5 protein-coding genes and 1 pseudogene are annotated in these 21,236 nt (G+C 67.9%); 3 read left to right on the forward strand and 3 right to left on the reverse strand.

All coding sequences use genetic code 11. The features are described from left to right. Positions 1-673: 673 nt before the first annotated feature. A pseudogene (locus AB0J95_RS07025) lies at positions 674-1,583 on the forward strand (DUF222 domain-containing protein); the annotation flags it as partial. 45 nt (positions 1,584-1,628) lie between these two features. Then, positions 1,629-1,904 carry an HNH endonuclease signature motif containing protein gene (locus AB0J95_RS07030; RefSeq protein WP_364754990.1) on the forward strand — a complete coding sequence of 92 codons (276 nt, stop codon included), beginning with the start codon at positions 1,629-1,631 and terminating at the stop codon, positions 1,902-1,904. 129 nt (positions 1,905-2,033) lie between these two features. Here AB0J95_RS07030 and AB0J95_RS07035 read toward each other — a convergent pair whose 3' ends face one another. From AB0J95_RS07035 to AB0J95_RS07045, 3 genes are read right to left on the reverse strand one after another with little or no spacing between them, the layout of a single operon-like run. After that, on the reverse strand, positions 2,034-3,380 hold the full coding sequence (locus AB0J95_RS07035) for a glycosyltransferase (protein WP_364753563.1): 1,347 nt from the start codon (positions 3,378-3,380) through the stop codon (positions 2,034-2,036). 8 nt (positions 3,381-3,388) lie between these two features. Continuing rightward, positions 3,389-4,561: a cytochrome P450 gene (locus AB0J95_RS07040; RefSeq protein WP_364753565.1), complete on the reverse strand. Its 1,173-nt coding sequence runs from the start codon at positions 4,559-4,561 to the stop codon at positions 3,389-3,391. 3 nt (positions 4,562-4,564) lie between these two features. Beyond that, positions 4,565-5,899 (reverse strand): glycosyltransferase, encoded by a 1,335-nt coding sequence (locus AB0J95_RS07045; protein WP_364753566.1) that lies wholly within the window; start codon positions 5,897-5,899, stop codon positions 4,565-4,567. 97 nt (positions 5,900-5,996) lie between these two features. On the opposite strand from AB0J95_RS07045, the gene AB0J95_RS07050 reads away from it, so the two are divergent. Next, the gene (locus tag AB0J95_RS07050) at positions 5,997-21,215 is read left to right on the forward strand and encodes an SDR family NAD(P)-dependent oxidoreductase (protein WP_364753568.1); all 15,219 of its coding nucleotides are present in this window, start codon (positions 5,997-5,999) and stop codon (positions 21,213-21,215) included. Positions 21,216-21,236 lie beyond the last annotated feature (21 nt).

The raw sequence follows: 21,236 nt of genomic DNA on the forward strand, positions 1-21,236 counted from the left end.
AGACAGGCTGGACCCTGCTGGCCGGCGAGTTGCTGAGATCCATCAGCGCCCTCGGCACCGAGGTGTTCGTACCGCAGTTCCCACCCCCACACCCCTGGGAAGGAGAGGCACAACGATGAACACCATCATGGGCCTCAACGCCCACAAGGGAAGGAAGCTCGCGGTACGGCTGCTGGCTGAGGACAGTGAGGAGGACGCGGGGACACTGGCGCCGGATGACCGCCTCACGTGTCACGTGCATGGTAGGTGGATCCACCAGTGCGTGAGTTCGGCGGCGCACGTCAACCGGGTTACTCGGCATCGGTGGTGCCGGTCTTGTGAGGCCGAGTTGACTGTGGCTGTGGATGAGTTTGCTGGCACTATTGCTATGTCCTGTCCTCGGTGTGGTGGTGGGTTGAGCGCTGCGAGTTCGCGGTTGATGGCTGCTTGTCGGCGGAGCCTTCAGATGGTCTTTGCTTCTGGGGGTTCTGCTGCCGCTGCTTGAACTTGGGCGTCGGATGGATGCGGAGCCTCTAGGTGGGTTGTCCTCGCCGGACGGGCAGCGCCACCCAGAGGGGATGAGGGACAGGGCACGAAGGCGGGGTCTGTTGCGCTTCGCGTTCATGGGTCACCCACATCGGTGATGGCCTTGCGTGGCACTGAAATCGCGGGTTGTGCCCGGTAGTATGGAGCTATGCAAGGCAGTGGGAACCATTGGGGTAAAACAAAAGAAGAGATCATCGCTGCCCTGCAGGACATCGAGGCGCAGGGTCGGCGGATCGAGTACACCGGGCTGGAGCTAGTGGCCCACCTGAACAACCAGGGCCTCGCCACCGAACTCGGCTACTCCAACCCCGCCGCGCTGCTCGTGCACGCGCTACGAATTTCCCCCAAGGAAGCCAAACTCCGGCTAGCCCAAGCCGAAGCGCTGTTCCCCAGCATCACCCCCACCGGCTCCATCATCAAGCCCGCCCTGCCCGCAACCTCCGCCGCTCTGGCCGCCGGAGACATCGGGTCCGAGGCCGTGGATGTCATCCGTAAGACTCTCAAGGACCTGCCGGATCTGGAGCCCGAGAAGCTCGCTCTGGCTGAGTCCACCATGGTCGCCCAAGCCGCCGAGGACGACCCCAACGCCCCGCTTCGGCACCCGGGTGCGCAACATCGTCGATCCCGACGGCCCACCCCCGCCCGATCCGGAACCGAAACAGCCCGACCGGATGCTGCACATCCGCGGTCGCCGCGACGGTGGCCTTGACTTCCGCGGCCACCTGCCCGCTGAAGACGCCCATCTGCTGCACCCGGTGATCAAGAAGGGTGAGCAGCGCCCCACCGACCGTGCCGATGACCGGAGTCAGGCCGAACGCACCGCTGATGCGTTCGTGGAGACCCTGCGGATGGCAGCCCAGTGCCCCGCCAAGCGCACCAAGAATGGGCTGCGCACGCCGGTCGCCATCACGATCTCCTATGACGATCTGCTCAAGGACCTCGACGACCGCATCCTCGTCGGCCCGGACACCTACCTCACCGCGAGGGAAGCCCGCCGCATCGCCTGCGACAGCCACGTGTTCCCCGCAGTCCTCGGCAGCAAGTCCGAACCCCTCGACATCGGCGTCAGCTCCTACACCGTCCCCGCCCACATCCGCCGCGCATTGATCCTGCGCGACGGAGGCTGCGCCTTCCCCAGCTGCGGAGTAGCCGCCAGTGCCTGCGACGGCCACCACATCATCCACTGGCGCAACCACGGCCCCACCAAAATCGACAACCTCGTACTGCTCTGCCCCCACCACCACCGGTTGGTTCACCGCAGCGACTGGACCATCCAGATGATCGACCGCACCCCACAGTTCATTCCACCGGCGTACATCGACCCGCACCGCCGCCCCAGAACCAACTCCGCCCGAAGATCCATACCCACCGCCGCCTGACCCCAGGGCCAGCAGGTGACCGGGCGCGACCCTCAAGCCCGCGCCCCAATATGGACCTACCCGCTTCCCCTGCCGAGGCCGCCGACGGAACCCATGTCAAACCGAACCGCGCCCCAACCCATCGAGCCCCTAGTGGTCCTGCAGGGCAGGCATGGCCAGGATTTTGTCCGCGGCTACTTCGCGGCCGCCGGCGTTCAACAGGGCGGCGCGGAACTGGGTAGCGCGTTCGTGGAAGCGTTTCTCGGTGAGGAGGCGCGTGAGTTTGGCGAGGATCTCCTCGATGTCGGCGGTGTGGGGATCGGTTGTGAGGGCTATGCCGGCGTCTTGGGCGCGGATGGCGACGTCATAGCAGTCGGCCCACAGGGGGCGGATGAGCTGGGGTTTGCCGAAGTAGAGGCCTTCGTGGAAGCTGTTGGCGCCACCGTGGTTGACGAACACGCGGACGTTCTCGTGGGCCAGCACGTCCAGTTGGGAAGGCAGCCAGCTTTCGATGCGGAGATTGCCTGGGAGTGCTGCGGGGAGGAGCTTCTGTTGATCGACAGGGAGTTTCCACAGCACGGAATGGGTTCCCTGGAGTTTGCGGGCAACGTCCACGAAAGCGGCGATCTGTGTCCGAGTCAGGCGGGTGAGAGTGCCTAGTCCGATGTAGACGACTGAGTCCTGTGCGTCCAGCCAGGCGTTCAGTTCGCTGGGAGGGGCTTCGGGGAGGGGAGGGATCATCGGGCCGACCATGTGGAGCTTGTCGAGGTGCTTGAACGGGTAGTCCAGGCCGTCGACCGTGTAACACAGGATCATCGCCGACTTGTTGACCAGTGTGGGGTTGATGCGGTCGTCGAGGGCGATGCCCAGGCGGTTGCAGATCTTGAAGAACCGCCGCCACTTCCGCACGATGTCCCAGCTCAGCAACAGGGGGTGCACCACCCGGGGTTTGAAGAACGCCCAGTTGGCGAACTTCTCCCGCGGCGTCATCCGCACCGAAAGCCCGGAGAACGGACCCGGATACCCCGGCGGCAGATACCGATTCAGGATATAGCTCGGCATGTACGGTGAGCTCAGCACGTAGGGGACCTTCAACGTGATCGCACACCGGATCGCGTAACTCGCGAAGTCATTGTCCGACACCATCAACGCGGGCTTCAGCGAAGTCACGACCGAGGCCAGCTGCTCGTACTTGGTGATCGACAAGGTCGGATCGTAAGTGTGCAACACAGTCGCACGCAGCGCGCGGAATCGACCACGCTGGGTGGTTTTCCGGTACATCGCGTCGGAGAACTGTGAGGGGGAGTTCTCCGGGATGGGGTCGCCCAGGGAGACGAACCGCAACCCCGGCACCTTCTCCACGTCCGCGCGACGGTGTTCGTCGGTGGCGAAGTACACCTCCCGCCCGCCCCGGCGCGCCACCTCACCGGCTAACACCAGAGCGGGGTTGAGCAGGCCGTAGGGCGACGAACTGACGAACAGGATCGGGCGGTCCATAGTGCTCCCTAGTCGGCGGTCCAGGTGACCGGTAGCTCGTGCACGCCGAAGAGGATGCCGTCGTACTTGAACGGCAGGTCCTCCACCGGCATGGCCAGATCGAGCGTGGGGATCCGGGAGAACAGCACCTGGTAGGCGATCTCGATCTCGGCGCGGACAAGGTTCTGACCCAGGCACTGGTGCACGCCGTACCCGAAGGCCACGTGGTGCTTGGCCGGCCGGCTCGGGTCGAACTCGGCGGCCCGGTCGAACGCCTCGACGTCGTGGTTCGCCGCAGCCACCAAGGGCACGATGCCCTCACCGGCGCGGATCAGCTCCCCGCCGATCTCGACATCCTCGACGGCCACCCGCAACGACACGAGGTCGGCCACGGAAGCGAACCGCAACACCTCTTCCACCGCGCGCGGATCCCCGATCCACTGGCGGTTCAGCAAAAGCATCACCGTGCCGATGGCGATGTTGTTCGCGGTCGTCTCGTGTCCCGCGATCAGCAGCAGCAACCCGACGCCCACGATCTCCTCGGCCGTCAGGGAATCACCGGCGAGCAGCTTGGAAATCAGGTCGGTGCCACGGAACCGCTGCTTGATCGACACCAGCCGGTTCAGATAGGTGACCAGCGCGCCGACCGCTTCCTCACGTTCCTCCTGTGTGGACGTGAAGCGCACGAGCGTCCGGGTGTGCTCCTCGAAGAACTCGTGGTCCGAGTAGGGAACCCCGAGCATCGCGCAGATCACCAGCGACGGCACCGGCAAGGCGAAATCGTTCACCAGATCCGCGGGCGGACCGGCGGCCAGCATCGCGTCCACCCGGCTGTTCACGATCTTCTCGATCGCCGGCCGCAGCTCACGGATCTTGCGCACGGTGAACTCGGGGATCAGCGTCTTGCGGAACCGGCCGTGATCCGGCTGGTCGTACCCGACGAACCAGCCAGGGATCTGCTCTGGCAACGGAACCGTCTGCACGTCACCGAGGTTCGGGAAGCCCTCGTGCGTGGGGTTCGAGCTGATCTGCGGGCTGGTCAGCACGGTCCGCACGTCCTGATGCCGGGTGACCAGCCAAACCGTGCTGCCGTTCGGGAGCTGCGAGCGGACCAGGCCCTCCCGTTGCCGCAGGTCGGCGTACTCGACCGGCGGGGAGATCTGCCCGTGCTTGCGGCGCGGGAAGTCGATCATGACCGCCATTGCCTACGCTCCCAACCGGTTGTGCACATCGAGGATCATCGTGGCGGCGGTTTCGCGGCCACCGGCGGCCAGCTGCCGCGCGCGGAACTCTTCGGCGCGCTCCCGGAACGACGGTTCGGTGAGCACACGGTTGATCTTGCCGACGACGTCCTCGACGTCGATCGTGTCCGAGTTGTTCAGTGTCAGGCTTATCCCGGCGTCCTCGCCGCGCACGGCCTGGTCGTGGCAGTCCACCCAGAGCGGGTAGATCACCATTGGCTTGCCGAAGTACAGGCCCTCGTTGAACCCGCCGCCGCCACCGTGGTTGAGGAACAGCTTGACATGGGGGTGCGCCAGAACGTCCAATTGCGACGGTACCCAGCTCTCCACGCGCAGGTTCGGCGGCAGCGCCTCGGGCAGCAGTTCCTGTTGCGCGAGAGGAAGTTTCCACAGCACGTGGTGCTGTCCGTCCAGCTTGCGGGCGACGTCGACGAACGCCTCCACCTGCTGGCGGGTCAGCCGGGTGATCGTGCCCAGTCCCATGTAGACGACCGACTCGTGCGAGTCGAGCCAGGACCCCAGCTCACCGGCCGGCGCCTCGGGCAGCGGTGGAACCATCGCGCCCAGCAGGTGCATTTTCTCCGGCAGCGGGATCGGGTAGTCCATCCCCGGCACGGTGTAGGACAGCAGCAGCTCGGCATGCTCCACAATGGCCCCAGGCGCGCCGCTTTCCTTGCTGATGCCCAGTTCTGTGTTCGTCTTGATGGCGCCCTTCAACGCGTTGACCATCGTCGGGTTGAACATCATCCGCATCTTGCGCAGCTTCAGCATCCGGTGCGAGATCTTCTGGCCCAGCGACATCTTCAGCGGCAGCCCCGAGTTCGGCATCGGGAACCCCTTGGGAACCCGCGGGAACAGCACGTTGCTCGGCATGAACGGCGCCGCGATCACGTACGGGATCTTGCGTGTGATGGCCAGCCGGCCGGCGAACCGCGCGATCGTGTCTGTGACGATCAGCCCCGGCTTGATCTCGTCGGCCAAAGCGTTGAGCCGCACGTACTTGTCCGGCCGCAGGCTCGGCGGCCAGGTGTGCAACGCGGTCGCACGCAGCGCCTTCCACTTGGTCCGCTGCGTGATCTCCCGGTAGGTGCCCTCGTCCCACTTGGTCGGGGTCAGCTCGGGGATCTCCGGGCCGAGCGAGGTGAACCGCAGGCCCTCCACCTTCTCCACGTCGTCCTGGTGTTCCTCGTCGCACGCGAACCAGACTTCGGTGCCGCGCTGGGCGATCTCGGCGGCGACCACGAGCATCGGGTTGAGCATGCCGCTTCCGGACGTACTGACGAACAGTATCGGGCTCATGGCTGGCATCGTGGGGGCCGCGTCGCTGGTGATTCCGCTACACAACAACTAGGGGATTGCGGGCATGCGGTGAAGTTCACTCACGCCTATGGACCCGATGCCCAGTGACAAGGTTGTGGCCGCGCTGCGTGCCTCTGTCAAGGAGACCGAGCGGCTGCGGCGGGAGAACGCCCGGCTGGTCGCCGCGGCCACCGAGCCGATCGCGATCGTGGCGATGAGCTGCCGGTTCCCCGGCGGGATCGGCTCGCCCGAGCAGTTGTGGGACCTGGTGGTGTCGGGGCGGGACGCCATCACCGGTTTTCCGGCCGACCGTGGCTGGGACCTGGCCGGGCTGGACGAGGGCGGCGCGCGGATCACCCGCGCGGGTGGCTTCCTGGACCGGCTCGCCGAGTTCGACCCCGGGTTCTTCGGTATCTCGCCGCGCGAGGCGCTGTCCATGGACCCGCAGCAGCGGCTGCTGCTCGAGACCGCCTGGGAGACGCTGGAACGGGCCGGCCTGGACGCGACCACGCTCAAGGGCAGCAAGACCGGCGTTTTCGTTGGCCTGAGCGGCACTGACTACGCGTACCTGACGCTGAACTCGCTCAACGACGTGGACGGCAGCGTCGGCACTGGGATGGGCGCGGGCGCGGCGTCCGGCCGTATCTCCTACACGTTCGGTTTGGAGGGCCCGACCGTCACAGTCGACACGGCCTGCTCATCCTCCCTGGTGGCACTCCATTTCGCCACCCAGGCCCTGCGCAACGGGGAATGCTCGCTGGCTCTGGTCGGTGGCGTGACCGCGATGTCCACGCCGGGCGCGTTCGTCGAGTTCAGCCGCCAGGGCGGGCTGGCCCCGGACGGCCGTTGCAAGGCCTTCGCCGAGGCCGCGGACGGCACCGGCTGGGGTGAGGGCGCAGCGGTCATCCTGGTCGAGAAGCTGTCCGATGCGCGCAGGAACGGTCACCAGGTGCTGGCTCTGGTCCGCGGCACCGCAGTGAACTCCGATGGCGCGTCGAACGGTCTGACCGCCCCGAACGGTCCCGCGCAGCAAAGGGTCATCCGGCAGGCACTGGGCGCCGCCGGACTGTCCTCCCAGGACATCGATGTCGTCGAGGCGCACGGCACGGGCACCAGGCTGGGCGACCCGATCGAGGCGCAGGCCCTGCTGGAGACCTACGGCCAGGAGCGGGAACGTCCGCTGCTCCTGGGATCGGTGAAGTCCAACATCGGCCACACCCAGGCCGCCGCCGGCCTGGCCGGGATCATCAAGACCGTGATGGCCATGCAGCACGGCATGGTCCCCAAGACGTTGCATGTGGACGAACTATCGTCGCATGTGGACTGGACTGCCGGGTCTGTCGAAGTGGTCACCCAGAACACCCGCTGGCCGGACACCGGCCGCCCCCGTGCTGCGGGCATCTCGGCCTTTGGTGTCACCGGAACCAACGCGCACGCCATCCTCGAACAGCCACCGGCCGAGGAAACCGCAGAACCAGCTCCCGTCCGCACCCCGGCAGCCCTGTCCTGGACCGTCTCGGGCCGGACGCGCGATGCCCTGCGAGCACAGGCAACCACCCTATTGTCCTTTGTAGACGACCGACCCGCATTGGACCCGAGTGACATCGCACTGTCCCTGGCGGCGCATCGGGCGAGCTTCGAGTACCGGCTGGCGGTGATCGGCTCCGGCCGGACGGTTCTGCGCGACACCCTCGCCTCCTGGATCTCCGGCGCCCCCGCGCCCGGCACGATCCAGGCGCACACCTCGGGCCATGGCAAACTGGCCGCCGTTTTCGCTGGTCAGGGTGCCCAGCGTCTCCGTATGGGCAAGGAGTTGCACGAGCGGTTCCCGGTGTTCGCCGAGGCGCTCGACGCCGTCCTGGCCCATCTGGACCCAGGCCTCAAGGACGTCATGTGGGGAACGGACGCCGGGTCGCTGAACCAGACCGGCGCGACCCAGCCGGCGTTGTTCGCGTTCGAGGTGGCTTTGTTCCGGCTGCTGGAGTCCTGGGGTGTCAAGCCGGACTTCGTCGCGGGCCACTCGATCGGTGAGATCGCCGCTGCGCATGTCGCTGGTGTGCTGACCTTGGAGGACGCCTGCACGCTGGTCTCCGCACGAGGCCGTCTGATGCAGGCGCTGCCGCAGGGTGGAGCGATGGTCTCGCTGCGTGCCACCGAAGACGAAGTGCTTCCGCTGCTCACCGGGAAGGTGTCGATCGCGGCCGTCAACGGACCGTCCTCTGTGGTCATCTCCGGCGAAGAGGCCGAGGTGCTCGCGATCGCGGAGCGGTTCGACAAGACCCGGCGGCTCAAGGTCTCGCACGCGTTCCACTCGCCGCTGATGGACCCGATGCTCACCGAGTTCCGCGCGGCCGTGGCCAAGCTGTCCTTCAGCAGCCCCAAGATCCCGATGGTCCGCACCGCCGCGACCAGCAAGCCGGTCACCAGCCCCGAATACTGGGTGTCGCACGTGGCCGGGACGGTCCGGTTCGCCGACGGCCTCGCCGAGCTGGAGTCCGCTGGCGTCAACACGTTCCTGGAGATCGGCCCGGACGGCGTGCTCACCGCGATGGCCCAGGACTGCCTGGCCGAGGACTCGCTGGCGGTCGCGGCCGTCCGCAAGGACCGCGACGAAGAGGTTTCCCTGGTCACGGCCCTGGCCGGGCTGCACGTCCACGGCGTGCGATTGGACTGGACCGCTGTGCACGCGGGCACCGGTGCCCGCCGGGTCGACCTGCCCACCTATGCGTTCCAGCACGAGCGGTTCTGGCCAGAGACCGCGGACACCGACAGTTACGAGGATGTCGACTCGCTGTTCCGGGTGAACTGGGTGCCCGCGCCCGCGACGGGCTCCACCGCCGTGCCGAGCATGATCGAGCTGACCGGCGACCTGGCGGCCCTCGACGACGTGCCGGACGTGGTTCTGGTCCGGGTCAACGGCAAAGGCGACGACAAGGTGGCGAAAGCCCATGAGGTCGCCAACTACGTGCTGAAGACGGTCCAGGACTGGCTCGCCGACAGCCGTTTCGCCCCCGCCCGCCTCGTCTTCGCCACCAGCGGCGCGGTCGCGGCCGACGACAACGAGTCGATCACCGACGTCGCCGCCGCCAGTGTCTGGGGCCTGGTGCGGACGGCGCAGGCGGAGAACCCGGGCGCGTTCGTGCTCGCGGACCTCGACGACGCCGAGTCCTCTTTGGAGCGTCTGCCGCGCCTGCTGACCTCGGACGAGCCGCAGTTCGTCATCCGTGACGGCAAGGCCCGCGTCGGCCGGATCGTCAAGCTGTCCTGTTCGCCGGGCACGCCGAGCTGGGATCCCGAGGGCACGGTGCTGATCACCGGCGGTACCGGCGGTCTGGGTGCCCTGATGGCCCGGCACCTCGTCGGTGACCATGGCATGAAACGGCTTCTGCTGGTCAGCCGGTCCGGAATGGAGGGTCCGGCCGCGCTCGCCCTGCAGGCCGAGCTGATCGCGCACGGCGCCGAGGTCACGATCACCTCGTGCGACATGGCCGACCGTGACGCCGTTGCCGGCCTGATCGAAAGCATCCCGGCCGAGCATCCGCTGACCATGGTTCTGCACACCGCGGGCGTTCTGGACGATGGTGTGGTCGGTTCGCTGACACCGGAACGGATCGGCACGGTGTTCGGGCCCAAGGCCGACGGTGCCTGGTACCTGCACGAGCTCACCGAAGGTATGGACCTGTCGGCGTTCGTCATGTTCTCCTCGGTCGCCGGCGTGATGGGCAGCCCGGGCCAGGCCAACTACGCCGCCGCCAACGCTTTCATGGACGCCCTGGCCCAGTACCGGGCCTCGCAGGGCCTGGCCGCGACCTCGCTGGCGTGGGGCGCCTGGGCCCGCGAGTCCGGCATGACCGCCCGCCTGACCAGCGGCGACATCCAGCGCATGGCCCGCTCGGGCATGTCGCCGCTGTCCGCCGAGCAGGGCATCGCGCTGTTCAACGTGGCCACCGCGGGCCACCACAGCGTGGTCATCCCGATCCGCGTCGACCAGTCCGTGCTGCTCGGTCAGGACCACGTGCCGCCGATGCTGCGCGGCCTGGTGGGCCAGACCAAAGCCATCGAGCCGCCAGGCGCGACCGCGCTGACCCGCAGGCTCGCCGGGGTCCGCGAGAACGAGCGGCTGGCCATGCTCGTCGACCTCGTCCGCGCCGAGGTGGCCGTGGTTCTGGGGCACACGTCCGCGGAGAGCGTCGAGGTCGGCCGGGCTTTCCGGGACCTAGGCTTCGACTCGCTGACCGCAGTCGAACTCCGCAACCGCATCAACGACGCCACCGGGCTCTCCCTGCCCGCCACCGTTGTCTTCGACTACCCGACGCCGACGGTGCTCGCCGGGCATCTCCTCGACGAACTGCTGGGCAGCGACGGCGAACTGTTCATGCCCAACGCCGTCGGTACCACCGACGACCCGATCGTGATCGTCGGCATGGCCTGCCGATACCCGGGCGGGGTCGGTTCGCCGGAGGACCTGTGGCAGCTCGTCGCCGAGGGACGCGATGGGATCACGGCATTCCCGACGAACCGGAACTGGGACACGTTCGGGCGCGGCGAAAGCGAGACGCTGACCGGCGGGTTCCTGCACGAGGCCGGGGAGTTCGACGCGGACTTCTTCGGGATCTCCCCGCGCGAGGCCGTCGCGATGGACCCACAGCAACGCCTGCTGCTGGAGACCGCGTGGGAAGCCGTTGAGCGGGCTGGGATCGAGCCGACCTCGTTGCGGGGTACGCAATCCGGCGTGTTCATCGGCGCCACGGAGGGTGCGTACCTGGACATCGTGGTGCGGTCCGGTAGTGACCTCCGTGGGCACCTGCTCACGGGCATCGCCGCGAGTGTGCTCTCCGGACGGTTGTCGTACACGCTGGGGCTTGAGGGACCTGCGGTCACGGTCGACACGGCGTGTTCGTCGTCGCTGGTGGCCATGCACTGGGCTACACAGTCGTTGCGGTCGGGGGAGTGCTCGCTGGCGCTGGCCGGTGGTGTCTGTGTGATGGCGTCCCCGGATGGCTTCGGGGAGTTCGACAAGCAGGGTGGCCTCGCCAACGACGGCCGCTGCAAGTCCTTCGCGGACGCGGCGGACGGTACCGGCTGGTCCGAGGGCGTTGGCATTCTGGTGCTGGAGCGTCAGTCCGATGCCATCCGCAACGGGCACAAGATCCTCGCGGTGGTCAAGGGTTCCGCAGTCAACCAGGATGGCGCGTCGAATGGCCTGACCGCCCCGAATGGCCCGTCGCAGCAGCGCGTGATCCGTCAGGCGCTTGCGAACGCTGGCCTGTCCACTGTCGACGTTGATGTGGTCGAGGCGCACGGCACGGGTACCACTCTCGGTGACCCGATCGAGGCGGGCGCCCTGCTGGCGACCTACGGCCAGAACCGTGAGACTCCGCTGCTGCTGGGGTCGATCAAGTCGAACATCGGCCACAGCCAGTCCGCATCCGGCGTCGCTGGCGTGATCAAGATGGTCCAGGCCATCCAGCACGGTGTCGCACCCAAGACCCTGCATGTCGACGAGCCCTCGTCCCATGTGGACTGGACGTCCGGCGCTGTCGAGCTGCTGACGGACGCCATCGACTGGCCGGAGACCGGCCGCCCGCGTCGAGCGGGTGTGTCTTCGTTCGGGATCAGCGGCACCAACGCGCACGTGATCATCGAACAGGCTCCGCCTGCTGAGCCACCGGCCGAACGTGCGGAGCCGCCAGCTGTGGTGCCGTGGGTCGTATCGGCCCGCACCGAGGCTGCCTTGGATGCTCAGCTGGCCCAGATTCACCGCGTCGAGCAGGAGCCGCTGGACGTCGGTTACTCCCTTGCGACCGCAAGGACTCCGTTCGAGCACCGGGCCGTTCTGCTTGGCGGGGACGAGGTCGCCCGCGGTGTCGCCGCGGATGGCAAGCTGGCCTTCCTGTTCGCCGGTCAGGGCGCCCAGCGGCTGAACATGGGCAAGCAGCTTTACGAGCGGTTCGGGCCCTTTGCCAAGGCGTTCGACGAGGTCATGCTGGAGTTCGAGCCCAAGGTCCGGCAGGTGGTCTGGGGGACCGACCATGCCCTGTTGAACCGGACCATCTTCGCCCAGCCAGCCTTGTTCGCGATCGAGGTCGCGCTTTACCGGCTCGTGGAGTCGTGGGGGGTGCGGCCGGACTACGTTGCGGGGCACTCGATCGGTGAGATCGCGGCCGCGCATGTGGCCGGGATGTTGTCGTTGAGCGACGCCAGCACATTGGTCGCCGAACGCGGCCGGTTGATGGAGCACCTGCCCGCGGGTGGCCTGATGGTCTCGCTGCGGGCCACCGAGGCCGAGATTCTGCCGCTGCTGACCGACGGCGTGGGCATCGCCGCGATCAACGGGCCGCAGTCCGTGGTGATCTCCGGTGTCGAGAACGAGGTGCTCGCGATCGCCGAGCGGTTCGAGAAGTCCAAGCGGCTGCGGGTGTCGCATGCGTTCCACTCGCCGCTGATGGATCCGATGCTGGACGACTTCCGCGCGGTCGTCGCCGAGTTGACGTTCAACGAGCCGGAGATCGGCGTTGTGTCCACTGTGACCGGTACTCCGGCCGGCGACGCGATGCGGACGCCCGACTACTGGGTCCGGCACGCTCGCGAGGCCGTTCGGTTCGCCGACGGGATCTCCACGCTGGTTGCCGCTGGTGTCACCAAGTTCCTGGAGCTGGGGCCGGACGGCGTGTTGACCGCGATGGCCGGGGACACCGCGTCGGACGCGACTTTGGTTGCTGTGTTGCGCAATGAGCGCGATGAGGAGACCACTGCGCTGACCGCTGTGGCTTCCTTGTACGCCAACGGTGTGAACGTGAACTGGGCCCAGTTCTTCAAGGGCACGGGCGCTCGCTGGGTCGACCTGCCCACGTATGCCTTCCAACACGAGTGGTACTGGCCGCGTGTGTCGGCTCGTCCCGCCGATGCCGCCGGGCTGGGCCTGGCCTCGGCTGACCACCCGCTGCTCGGCGCCGCGGTGCGGATCGCCGACACAGATGCGTTCCTGCTCACCGGCCGGGTATCCGCGTCCACACATCCGTGGCTCGCCGAGCACACTGTGGACGGTCAGATCGTGTTCCCCGGCTTCTTCGAGCTGGCGGTCCGGGCCGGGGACGAGGTCGACTGCGGCTTGGTCTCCGAGTTCACCGTCACCGAACCGCTGGTGCTGGCCGAAGCGGCCGACCTGCAGGTCCGCATCGGGCCGGACGAGGACGGCAAGCGCTTGCTGGGTGTGTACTCGAGCACCGGCAACGGGTGGGTGCAGCACGCCAGCGGTGTGCTCAGCGTCGACGAGGTCACCGAGGAGTTCGGCGAGTGGCCGCCGCAGGGCGCGGTCGCCGTTGACGCCGACGAGTTCCCGAACCTGCGCGAGATCTGGCGGCGCGGCGACGACATCTTCGCCGAAGCCGTGCTGCCCGACCAGTTCGAGGAGGCCTTCGGCCTGCATCCGACCCTGCTCGACGCGGCACTGCGAACGGCGTCCCTGCTGGACATCGAGGGGCAGCCCGCCGGGTGGGGCCAGGCTTCGCTGCACGCGGCCGGTGCTTCGGTCATCCGCGTGCGAGTGTCCAAGAAGGACGCTGAGACGGTGTCGGTCGCGATCGTGGACCCGGCCGGTTCGCCGGTCGCTTCGATCGACTCGCTGGTGCTCCGGCCGGTGACGGTGGGCACGGCGCAGCTCGGCCGGGACTCGCTCTACAAGGTCACTTGGGCTGACATCGACCTTCCCGCCAAGCAGGCGAATGTGGTCGAGCTGCACGGCAACCTGGCCAGCGTGGACGAGGTTCCCGAGGTCGTGCTGGTCCCGGTGATCGGCCTGGCGACGGATGTCATTGGAGACGCGCACAACCTGGCAGCCTGGGCGTTGAGCCTGGTGCAAGCCTGGCTGGCGGATGAGCGGTTCGAGCGGTCGCGGCTGGTGTTCCGCACCGAGGGCGCGGTCGACGGCAGGGACGTTGCCACCGCGACGATCTGGGGATTGGTCCGATCGGCGCAACTGGAGAACCCCGGCCGGTTCGGGCTTGTCGACACGGACGACACCGACGCCTCCACGGACGTTCTGGCGAGCGCACTGGCCTCTGGTGAGCCGGAGCTGATGATCCGCGACGGTGACGTCAAAGTCGCTCGCCTGGCTCGAATCACCCCACAAGCGACAGTCACTTGGAGTGCTGACGCCAACGTCCTGATCACCGGTGGTACTGGCGGTCTGGGCGGTCTGCTGGCCAAGCACTTGGCCGCTCAGGGCGTTCGGAACCTGGTCCTGACCAGCCGTCGCGGCCCGGAGGCGCCTGGCGCGGCCGAGTTGGTGGCAGAGCTGGCCGAACTTGGCGCCACTGCAAATGTTGTCGCCTGCGATGTTACTGATCGTGACGGTATGGTTCGGTTACTGGAGTCGACGCCGATCACGGCGGTTGTGCACACGGCCGGCGTGCTCGATGACGGTGTTATCGGATCTCAGACTCCGGAACGGTTCGCGAAGGTGTTCCGGCCCAAGGTGGACGCCGCCTGGACACTGCACGAGCTGACCAAGGACAAGGACCTGACGGCGTTCGTGCTGTTCTCCTCGATGTCCGGCACGTTCGGTGCCGCCGGTCAGGCGAACTACGCGGCGGCCAACGCCTTCCTCGACGCGCTCGCCCAGCACCGGCACGCCCAGGGCCTGCCCGCGTTGTCGCTGGCCTGGGGCGCGTGGGACCAAGCGACCGGCATGACCGGCACCCTGGACGAGGCGGACATGCGGCGGATGACCCGGTCTGGCATGCGGCCGCTGAGCGTCGAACTCGGTATGGCGCTGTTCGACATGGCCACGGCGCTGGACGAGCCCGCCCTGGCACCGATTCAAGTGGACGTCAAGGTCGTCCGCGCACGCGGCGAGATCCTCCCGTTGCTGCGTGGGCTGATCAAGGACCGTCGCAAGGCGGCTGGGGACGCGGCCGCGCTGGCACAACGGATCGCCAGCCTGCCGGCCGGCGAACGCACTCGTGGCGTGCTGGAAGTGATCCGGGCGCAGATCGCGATCGCCCTCGGCCACGCCTCACCGGACATGGTCGATACCAGCCGCGAGTTCCGGCAGCTCGGCTTCGACTCACTGACCGCGGTCGAACTGCGCAACCGGCTCAACACGGCCACCGGGCTGTCGCTTCCGTCCACTTTGGTCTTCGACTACCCGACCCCGAAGGTCCTGGCCGAGCACCTGGTCGGCGAGCTGATCGGGGCTCGGGTGACCACGGCGCCGGTCGCGGTGGTCCGGCACGACGGCGATCCGATCGTGATCGTCTCCATGGGCTGTCGCTACCCGGGTGGCGTGAACACCCCCGACCAGCTGTGGGAGTTGGTGCTCAACGAGGCCGACGGCATCACGGAGTTCCCGGCCAACCGCGGCTGGGACCTGGACGCCCTGTTCGACCCGAACCGCCCGCACGGTGGCACAAGCGCGGCCCGCAAGGGTGGCTTCCTGCACGACGCGGGGGAGTTCGACGCCGCCTTCTTCGGCATCTCCCCGCGTGAGGCCCTCTCGATGGACCCGCAGCAGCGCCTGCTGCTGGAAACCGCCTGGGAGGCCATCGAACGAGCCGGAATTGACCCAACCTCTCTGCGTGGCACCCAAACCGGTGTATTCACCGGCCTGAGCTACCACGACTACGCGCCCGGCGCGCTCGACTTCCCCGAGGAGTCCATCGGGTTCCTCGGCACCGGCATCGCGGGCAGCGTCCTGTCCGGACGCGTTGCCTACACCCTGGGTCTGGAAGGCCCAGCGGTCACCATGGACACCGCGTGTTCGTCCTCTTTGGTCGCTCTGCACCTGGCTGCCCAGGCTCTGCGAGCGGGCGAGTGTTCGTTGGCACTCGCCGGTGGTGTGACCGTGATGGCGACTTCCGGAGCTTTCGCAGGCTTCAGCGCACAAGGCGGCCTGGCGCCGGACGGCCACTGCAAGTCGTTCGCGGACGCGGCGGACGGCACTGGCTGGTCCGAGGGGGTCGGCATTCTGGTCCTGGAACGGCAGTCCGACGCGATCCGGAATGGCCACGAGATCCTTGCCGTGGTCAAGGGTTCCGCGGTCAACCAGGACGGCGCCTCGAACGGCCTGACCGCGCCTTATGGTCCGTCGCAGCAACGGGTGATCCGAGCCGCGTTGGGTGCGGCTGGACTGTCCACCGCGGACGTTGACGTGGTCGAGGCACACGGCACCGGCACGGTTCTCGGCGACCCGATCGAGGCCCAGTCGCTGCTGGCCACGTACGGGCGGAACCGGGAACAGCCGCTGCTGCTGGGCTCGATCAAGTCGAACATCGGTCACTCGCAGGCGGCCTCCGGTGTCGCCGGTGTGATCAAGATGGTCTACGCCATCCGCAACAACCTGGCACCCAAGACCTTGTACGTCGACGCCCCGACCACGCACGTGGACTGGACCGCGGGTTCGATCGAACTGCTCACCGAGGCGCGGCCGTGGCCCGAGGTGGACCGGCCGAAACGCGCTGGTGTGTCGTCGTTTGGGATCAGCGGCACCAACGCGCACGTGATCATCGAGGAGGCCCCGGTCGTCGAGGTACCCGAGCGCGTGGAGACACCGGCGGTCGTGCCGTGGATCGTGTCCGCGAAGACCGAGGAGGCCTTGGCCGAGCAGATCGATCTGGTCCGCGGCGCCGGGCACTCGGCCGTGGACGTCGGGTTCTCGCTGGCCACCGGACGCGGGACGTTCGAGCACCGGGCTGTCCTGCTGGCAGCTGGTGAAACCGGAACAGCCGAAGTCTCGGAGGTGGCGCGCGGGGTGGCCACCTCCGGCCAGCTCGCCTTCCTGTTCGCCGGCCAGGGTGCCCAGCGCCTGGGCATGGGCCGCGACCTCCACGAGCGTTATCCCGTGTTCGCGTCGGCGTTCGACGAGGTGCTAGCGCTGCTGACCCCTGAGCTGCGCGATGTCATGTGGGGCTCGGACGAGGAGGCGTTGAACCAGACCGGGTTCACCCAGCCCGCGCTGTTCGCCTTTGAGGTCGCCCTGTACCGGCTGGCCGAGTCGTTCGGCCTGCGCCCGGACCACCTGGCCGGCCACTCGATCGGGGAGATCGCCGCAGCTCACGTCGCCGGTGTGCTGTCACTGCCGGACGCGGCGAAGCTGGTCACGGCCCGGGCTCGGCTCATGCAGGCCCTGCCTGCTGGTGGCGCCATGGTGTCCCTGCGAGCCACCGAGGCCGAGGTTCTGCCGCTGCTGACCGAAAAGGTCGGGATCGCCGCGGTCAACGGGCCGAATTCGGTTGTCATCGCTGGTGATGAGACAGCCGTGCTGGCGATTGCTGCGCGGTTCGAGAAGACCAAGCGCTTGCGCGTCTCGCACGCGTTCCACTCGCCGCTGATGGACCCTATGCTGGACGAGTTCCGGGCCGTGGTGGCCGAACTGACCTTCAACGAACCCAAGATCCCGATGGTGTCCCCTGTGGACGAACCCGAGTACTGGGTCCGGCACGTCCGCGAGGCCGTGCGGTTCGCCGACCACGTGACCGCCGTGCGCGAGGCCGGGGCCACCAGGTTCGCCGAGATCGGCCCGGACGGCGTGCTCACCGCGGTCGCGCAGGAAAGCCTTGCCGGAGACGAGATCCTGGTTCCGTTGGTGCGCAAGGACCGCGACGAGGAGAAGTCCCTGCTGTCGGCGCTGAGCCGCTTGCACGTCAACGGAGTGGAGGTCGACTGGCCCGCGTTCTTCACCGGCACCGGCGCCCGCAAGGTCGCACTGCCCACGTACCCCTTCCAGCGTCAGTGGTACTGGCCGCGGCCGTCGCTGCGGGTAGGCGACGTCGAAGGCCTCGGCCTGGTCGCCGCCGACCACCCGTTGCTGGGCGCCGGTGTCGAGCTCGCGGGCGACGGCGTGGTGTTCGTCAGCAGGCTTTCGCTGGCGACCCACCCGTGGCTGGCCGACCACGCCGTTGGCGGCATGGTCCTGTTCCCCGGCACCGGATTCCTGGAACTGGCGATCCGGGCCGGGGACCAGGTCGGCTGTGGTCGCGTCGAGGAACTGACCCTGGGCGTGCCGCTGCCGCTCGAACCTGGCCGCCCGGTGGAACTCCAGGTCGTCGTGGGTGCCGTGGACGGGACCGGCCAGCGCTCGCTGAGCATCTACTCCCGCACTTCCGGTGCCCTGGACCAGGAATGGGTCCGGCACGCGGAAGGCCTGCTCACCACGGGCGATCCGGGCGAGGTCGACCTGTCGGCGTGGCCGCCACCGGACGCGGTCGAGGCCGGGATGGACGGGTTCTACGACCGGTTCACCTATGGTCTGGACTTCCGCGGCCTGCGGTCGGCGTGGACGCGCGACGGCGAGGTTTTCGCCGAGGTCGTCCTGCCCGAGTCGGTCACCAACGCCCAGGCGTTCGGCCTGCATCCAGCCCTGCTGGACGCGGCCCTGCACGCTCTGTCCTTCATGGACTTCGGTTCGACCGCGATGCGCCTGCCATTCGCGTGGAGTGGCGTCACCTTGCATGCCACCGGCGCTGGTGCGCTTCGGGTCCGGCTGACTCGGGTCGACACGGAATCGGTCGCACTGCAGGTGTCTGACAGCACTGGGGCACCCGTTGCCTCGGTGGAGTCGCTGACGCTGCGACCGATGGCCGGTGGACCGGCGATGAGCAGCCGCGACCCGCTGTTCCGGATGGACTGGATCCCTGCGCCTTCTGCCGGCGGCGATCTTCCGGAAGTCGTTGACTACCAATGGCCGGTGGAGGTTGTTCCTTCGGTGTCGGTTGTGCGGATCGAGCATGGGACGGATGTCCTTGCGGCGAGCCACGAACTGACCGCGAAGGTGCTCGGCATCCTGCAGGAGTGGCTGGCCGACGAGCGAACTGCCAACTCCCGCCTGGTGTTCGTCACTCAGGGCGCGACCGACGGCTCGGATGTCGCCGCATCGACGGTGTGGGGCTTGGTGCACGCGGCCCAGGCAGAGCACCCGGGACGGTTCGTCCTGGTGGATACCGACGCTGACGCCATTGCGGAAGCTGTCGCCACTGGCGAGTCGCAGGTTCTGGTCCGTGATGAGGTTGTCCACGTCGGACGGTTGGCCACGATGGCCTCCGGTCCCGGACTCGTCGCGCCTCTTGGTGTGCCGTACCGGTTGAGCATCCAGACCAAGGGCACTTTGGACAGTCTCGCGCTGGCTCCCTGCCCGGGTCTACTGGAACCATTGGTAGCAGACCAGGTCCGGGTCAACGTCCGGGCTTCCGGCGTGAACTTCCGCGATGTGCTCAACGCCTTGGGCATGTACCCAGGCGAGGCCGGTCTGCTCGGTATCGAATGGTCCGGTGTCATCCAGGAAATCGGTGCTGAGGTCACGGATCTTCAGCCCGGTGACCGGGTGCTGGGTCTGACGCCGGGCGCGTTCGGCCCGATGGTCGTCGCCGACCGCGACCTGGTCGTCAAGATCCCCGACACGTGGAGCCACGAGACGGGCGCTTCGATCCCCCTCGTGTTCCTGACCGCCTACTACGCCTTCCACGACCTGGCTTCGCTGCGGGCCGGCGAGTCCGTGCTGATCCACGCGGGCGCCGGTGGCGTTGGTATGGCGGCGATTCAGCTCGCGCAGCACCTGGGCGCTGAAGTCTTCGCAACCGCCAGCGAGGACAAGTGGCCGGTGCTGCGCGACCTCGGGGTCGCCGAGGACCACATCGCGTCCTCGCGCACCCTGGACTTCGAGGAGAAGTTCCGCGAGGTGACCGGCGGTCGCGGTGTGGACGTCGTGCTGAACTCGCTGGCGCGCGAGTTCACCGACGCCTCACTGCGGTTGCTGGCTCCGGGCGGCCGGTTCCGGGAGATGGGCAAGACCGACATCCGCGCTGAGTCCGATGTGGACTACCAGGCCTTCGACCTCTGGGAGGCCGGTCCTGCGCGGATCCAGGAGATGCTCGTGGCCCTGCTGGACCTGTTCGGCTCCGGGGTGCTCAAGCCGTCGCCGATCAAGACCTGGGATGTGCGCCGGGCGCGGGATGCGTTCCGGTTCATGAGCCAGGCCAAGCACATCGGCAAGGTCGTGCTGACCATGCCTGCCGAGTGGGATGGCACGGTCCTGATCACCGGCGGTACCGGTGGCCTGGCGAGCCAGCTGGCGCGTCACCTGGTGGGGGAGCGCGGGATCAAGAACCTCGTGCTCACCAGTCGTCGCGGCCTAGACGCTCCGGGAGCGTTGGAGCTGCAGGCCGAACTCGTGGCGCACGGTGCCGATGTCCGGGTCGAGGCCTGCGATGTGTCCGACCGGCATTCGGTGGCTGCCTTGGTCTCGAGCATCCCGGACCTGACCGCGGTGATCCACACCGCCGGTGTCCTCGACGACGGCATGATCGAGTCGCTGACACCCGAACGGTTCTCGCAGGTGCTCAAGTCCAAAGCGGACGCCGCCTGGCATTTGCATGAACTCACGGAAGGCCTGTCAGCGTTCGTGTTGTTCTCATCGGTGTCCGGCGCGATGGGTAGCCCGGGACAGGGGAACTACGCCTCCGCCAACGCCTTCCTGGACGCCCTGGCGCAACACCGCGTGGCCACTGGGCTCCCGGCGACCTCGTTCGTGTGGGGACCGTGGCACGCCGGCAGCGGCATGACCGCGGGCCTGTCCGATGCCGACGTGGCCAGGATGACCGCCCAAGGCCTGCCGCCGATCTCCACCGACCAGGGCATGGCGATGTTCGACGCCGGGGTGGCCTCGGACGAACCGGTCGTGGTGGCCGTGCGGCTGGAGATCCAGAACCTGCAGCGCGCCGGTGAGGTTCCGCCGCTACTGCAAGGCCTGGTCGGCTCCGGCCCACGCAAGGTCATCCGGTCCACAGTAGACGCCGGTGGCGAGCTGCGCGGGAAGCTGCAGGAGATGCGGCCGGGTGAGCGGCTCGACTACCTGATCACCTTGGTCCGGGACAAGGCTGCGGGCGTGCTGGGCCATGCTTCGTCGGCGCTCGTGGGCGCCGAGCAGCGGTTCAACGACCTCGGCTTCGACTCGCTGACCGCGGTGGAGCTGCGCAACAGCCTCACCTCGGCCACCGGGCACCGCCTGCCCCCGACGCTGATCTTCGACTACCCAACCCCGCAGGTCCTCGCCGAGCAGCTGCTCAGCGAACTGGTTGCGGACGAGGCGGACACCGGCCCGTCGTACCTGAGCGACCTCGACCGTCTCGAGGCTGGTCTGGACGACCTGGATGGGGTGGCCCGGAACGGCCTGGCCACGAGGTTGCGCCAGCTGCTCACCAAGCTGTCGGGTCCGACGTCGGAGGAAAGCGGCGAGGGGGTCAGCGAGCTGATCAGTGCCGCGAGCACGGACGACATCTTCGCCTTCATCGACAACCAGCTGGGCCGCAAGGCCACGCAGTAGGCAAATAGCGGCACGCTCGCC

The organism is Actinocrispum sp. NPDC049592, from assembly GCF_040675465.1.
In the GTDB taxonomy this organism is placed as follows: Bacteria; Actinomycetota; Actinomycetes; order Mycobacteriales; family Pseudonocardiaceae; genus Kibdelosporangium.

What these genes read in the sequence shown, in the direction of transcription:
- AB0J95_RS07035 (WP_364753563.1), bottom strand. Translation starts at nt 3,380, where the DNA reads ATGGACCGCCCGATCCTGTTCGTCAGTTCGTCGCCCTACGGCCTGCTC.
- AB0J95_RS07040 (WP_364753565.1), bottom strand. Translation starts at nt 4,561, where the DNA reads ATGGCGGTCATGATCGACTTCCCGCGCCGCAAGCACGGGCAGATCTCC.
- AB0J95_RS07045 (WP_364753566.1), bottom strand. Translation starts at nt 5,899, where the DNA reads ATGAGCCCGATACTGTTCGTCAGTACGTCCGGAAGCGGCATGCTCAAC.
- AB0J95_RS07050 (WP_364753568.1), top strand. Translation starts at nt 5,997, where the DNA reads ATGCCCAGTGACAAGGTTGTGGCCGCGCTGCGTGCCTCTGTCAAGGAG.